This window comes from Streptomyces scabichelini, assembly GCF_011045015.1.
GTDB lineage: Bacteria > Actinomycetota > Actinomycetes > Streptomycetales > Streptomycetaceae > Streptomyces > Streptomyces scabichelini.
On sequence record NZ_JAAKZY010000393.1, the window covers coordinates 1 to 4,182 of the forward strand.

Below are 4,182 nucleotides of genomic sequence, written 5' to 3' on the forward strand. Positions count from 1 at the left end.
GCACCGCCCACAACAACCCCACCGACACCGCGAACAACACCCCCACCACGGCGAATGCCCCCGCGGCCCCCTGAACGGCCAGCACGAAGGACCCGACCAGAGGTCCGACCGCGTTGCTGAACCGCACCGCCAGCACCCGCATCCCCTGCACCCGGGCCAGCTGACTCTCTTCCGTGAGCCTTGGCGGGAGGGCCCCCACCGCCGGCATGAAGACCGCGTCGACGGCGCCGAAGAGCAGAGCCAGCACATACAGCCGCCACAGTCGAGAGCCGTCGGCCCAGGTCAGTGCGGCGGCGACGAGTACCACCGCGCACCGTACGAGGTCACTGGCGAGCAGGACTCGGCGTGGGCCGAAGCGGTCGGCGAGTACGCCGCCGCCGAGCATGAGGACGGCGCGGGGTATCGCCCCGACGGCGAGCACGGCGCCGACGTGGGCAGGACCGGCAGCCCGGGAGGTGGCCCAGGTCAGGGCCAGGTAGTAGGCGACGTCACCGGTCACCGAGATGGTGTAGGCGCCCAGCCAGCGCAGGACGTTCGGGTCGCGGAAGGCGGGCCGCGCGGTCATGCCTCGTCGTCGAGCAGCGGGAACAACTGAAGGTGTACGGCCACCCGTTCGGCCCCGTCGGTAGGTCGCTGATCCCGGTAACGCTCGATCACTCGCGCCAACTCCCCTTTCATGGCGTCGAGTTCACCGGGCGTGAGCTGCAGCATGTAGCTCATGAACCCGCTGACGTCGAACCATTCGTCGGGCATCACCGGTACGACCTCGGCGGCCACCCTGCGCAGCGTCTCGCCGTCGGCAAGGGCCACGGCCTGTGCGTACGCCCGACTGGCGGCGTCATCCGGTGAGGTGGCCGGATCGTGCACGGAGATCCGGTGCAGGGCTCGCCACCAGCGGTCCCGCTTCGTGCCCCGCTCGGTGTCCTCCTCGATGAGCCCGCCCGCCGCGAGCCGCCGCAGGTGATAGCTGGCCGCACCGGAGTCCAGCCCGAGATGCGCGGCCAACTGCCGCACGGTGGCGGGCCCTTGCTGTCGCAGCCGGTTCAGCAACGCGAGCCGCGTGGGATGCGCGAGTACCCGCAGCGCAGCCGTGTCGAGGGTGATGTCGGTCGTGCCGTCGTCTGCCATGCCTCGGAGCGTAGAACGCGAAGAACTCTTCCGGAAGAGTCCTTCGCGAACATCTCTTCGCGAACATCTCTTCGCGAACATCTCTTCGCGAACATGTCTACGTGATCTTCATCAAGAACTCACTCGCGGCTTGCAGGAGTTGTGTGCTTACGATGTCCGTGCAGCTGGTTCGCCCCCCGTCCGCCAGGCGGGGTGCGTCGCAAGAGGGAACCCGGTGGGAATCCGGGACTGCCCCGCAGCGGTGAGTGAGAACGAACGCCGTCATACGCACTGGATCCACCCGACGGATCCGGGAAGCGACGGCCAGTAGGTGCCGTGTCCTCGTACGGAGGACTGGGCGTGCTCACGAGTCCGAAGACCTGCCAACTGCCCGTGCGCCACCCGTGCGTACGGCGATCTCGGCGGCCTCGTGGGAGGGCCGGCGGAGTGGGCGGGCAGGTGGAAAAGGCCCCGCCGGTCTGCCGTTCCGTTCCTTCGCACCGGTCGTCCCGGGATCACCCGCCGCGACTCGCGAAGGAGAGTTCCGTGACCCATCCCTCCCCCACCCCGCAGGTCCGTGCCACCGTGCACGGCTGGCCCCGGCAGGGCCCGCACCGGGAACTGAAGAAGGCCGTCGAGGGCTACTGGGCCGGCCGCGTCAGCGCCGGCGAACTGCGTACGACCGCGGCCGGACTGCGCCGTACGGCCTGGCAGTGGCTCGCCGACACCGGTGTCTCCGAAGTGCCCACGGGGGACTTCTCGCTGTACGACCACGTCCTGGACGCCGTCGTCATGACCGGAGCGATCCCCGCCCGCCACCGGGAGGCCTTCGACGCGGACCCGCTCGACGGCTATTTCGCCATGGCACGCGGCACGGACTCGGCGGCGCCGCTGGAGATGACCAAGTGGTTCGACACCAACTACCACTATCTGGTGCCGGAGTTGAGCCCCGACACGGTCTTCGCGGCCGACCCGCGCGGGCCGGTCGGCCAACTGCGCGAGGCGGTTTCACTAAGCCACACCGCGCGGCCGGTACTCGTCGGCCCGATCACTTTCCTGCTCCTGTCCAAGCCCGCGCCGGGCGCTCCGGCCGACTTCCAGCCGCTCACACTCCTGGACAGGCTGCTTCCCGTGTACGCGGAACTGCTGGCCGACCTGCGCGCGGCGGGCGCCGCCTGGGTGCAGTTGGACGAGCCGGCGCTGGTGCAGGACCAGCCACCCGCCGTACTGAACGCCGTGGCCCGCGCGTACCGCGACCTCACCGCGTCCACCGACCGGCCGAAGCTGCTCGTCGCCTCGTATTTCGACCGGCTCGGCGAGGCGTTGCCCGTGCTCGCACGGTCCGCGGTCGAGGGTCTGGCGCTGGACTTCACCGGCCCGGCCGCCGCGAACCTGGACGCGCTCGCCTCGGTGGGCGGGCTGCCCGGCAAGCGGCTCGTAGCGGGCGTGGTCGACGGCCGCAACGTATGGATCAACGACCTGGAGCGGTCACTTGCCACCCTGGCCACGCTGCTCGGGCTCGCCGAGCGGGTGGATGTGGCACCGTCGTGCTCACTGCTGCACGTACCGCTCGATGCCTCGGTCGAGCGTGACCTCGATCCGCAGGTGGCGCGCTGGCTGGCCTTCGCACGGCAGAAGACGGCGGAGGTGGTGACGCTGACCCGCGGTCTCACCGAGGGCTCCATCGCGCCGCAACTGGCCGCCAACCGGGCAGCATTGGCCTCCCGGGCCGCCTCCTCCCTCACCCGCGATCCGGCCGTACGGGCCCGTTGCGCGGCGGTGACGCCCGAGGACACCCGGCGCGTCCAGCCGTTCGCCGAACGGTCGGTGGCCCAGCAGGCACGGCTCCGACTGCCCCCGCTGCCCACCACATCCATCGGCTCGTTCCCGCAGACCCGCGAACTGCGTCTGGCGCGAGCCGATCTGAGGGCCGGGCGGATCGACGAGGCGGCGTACGACGAGCGCATCCGCACGGAGATCCGCGACACGATCGCCTTCCAGGAGAAGGCCGGGCTCGACGTCCTCGTGCACGGCGAACCCGAACGCAACGACATGGTGCAGTACTTCGCCGAACAGCTCAACGGATTCATCGCCACACGGCACGGCTGGGTCCAGTCGTACGGCACGCGCTGCGTAAGGCCGCCGATCCTGGCCGGCGACGTCTCCCGGCCCGCGCCCATGACGGTGGCGTGGACGTCGTACGCGCAGTCGCTGACCGAGCGCCCCGTGAAGGGCATGCTCACGGGCCCGGTCACGCTGCTCGCCTGGTCGTTCGTGCGGGACGACCAGCCACTCGCCGAGACCGCACGGCAGGTGGCGCTGGCGCTGCGGGACGAGGTGGCCGACCTGGAGGCCGCGGGCACGGCCGTCGTCCAGGTCGACGAGCCCGCCCTGCGCGAGACGCTGCCGCTGCGCCGGGCCACCCGGCCCGCGTATCTGGCGTGGGCCACGGAGGCGTTCCGGCTGGCCACCTCCGGGGTGCGGGCGGACACACAGATCCATACGCACATGTGCTACGCGGAGTTCGGCGAAATCCTCGGCGCCGTCGAGGAGTTGGACGTGGATGTGATCAGCCTCGAGGCGGCCCGCTCGAGGATGCAGATCGCGGACGAACTGGCCGCGGCCGGCTATCCACGGGCAGTCGGTCCAGGCGTGTACGACATCCACGCACCACGCGTCCCGGAAGAGCGGGAGCTGACCGATCTGATCGACCGTGCGTTGCTCGCCGTACCGCCCGAGCGGCTGTGGATCAACCCCGACTGCGGCCTGAAGACCCGGAGTTGGTCCGAGGCCGGCCCGGCACTGGTACGGATGACGACGGCGACACGTCGCGTGCGCGCCGAGCTTCCGGGCTGAGGCCAAGCGCGCCCCGCGCCCCGTAAGGGGCGCGGGGCGGGTGCACGCGCACGGCGTAGTGCGGGGGCCGCGCCCCGTCAGGGCCGCGGCCCGTCAGGGGCGCGGGGAACTGCGCGCCCAGCCACAGACGGCCCGCAGATTTTTCAAACAACGGCGCCCGACCCGAAACAGCCGCGCCTCCGTACGCAACAACGGGCTCACCAAGCGGGGGCCCGGGGG

At 70.9% G+C, this 4,182-nt stretch carries 3 protein-coding genes and 1 riboswitch; of the genes, 1 reads left to right on the plus strand and 2 read right to left on the minus strand.

What is annotated here, in order from left to right; all coding sequences use genetic code 11:
• Both G5C60_RS49735 and G5C60_RS49740 read right to left on the minus strand, forming a co-directional pair.
• Positions 1–565 (minus strand): MFS transporter (locus G5C60_RS49735; RefSeq protein ID WP_165270769.1); only part of this gene is annotated, 565 nt, incomplete at its 3' end.
• Entirely contained in the window at positions 562–1,128 is a 567-nt protein-coding gene (locus G5C60_RS49740; protein WP_165270771.1) for an ArsR/SmtB family transcription factor, read from the minus strand. The genes G5C60_RS49735 and G5C60_RS49740, both read right to left, overlap by 4 nt.
• 148 nt (positions 1,129–1,276) lie before the next feature.
• A riboswitch (cobalamin riboswitch) is annotated at positions 1,277–1,509 on the plus strand.
• A 144-nt stretch (positions 1,510–1,653) separates the two neighbouring features.
• On the opposite strand from G5C60_RS49740, the gene metE reads away from it, so the two are divergent.
• Positions 1,654–3,963, plus strand: a complete 2,310-nt coding sequence (gene metE, locus G5C60_RS49745; RefSeq protein ID WP_338146157.1) for a 5-methyltetrahydropteroyltriglutamate--homocysteine S-methyltransferase — start codon at positions 1,654–1,656, stop codon at positions 3,961–3,963.
• Positions 3,964–4,182 lie beyond the last annotated feature (219 nt).

Coding starts and splice junctions, on each gene's coding strand:
- G5C60_RS49740 (WP_165270771.1), bottom strand. CDS start 1,128: ATGGCAGACGACGGCACGACCGACATCACCCTCGACACGGCTGCGCTG.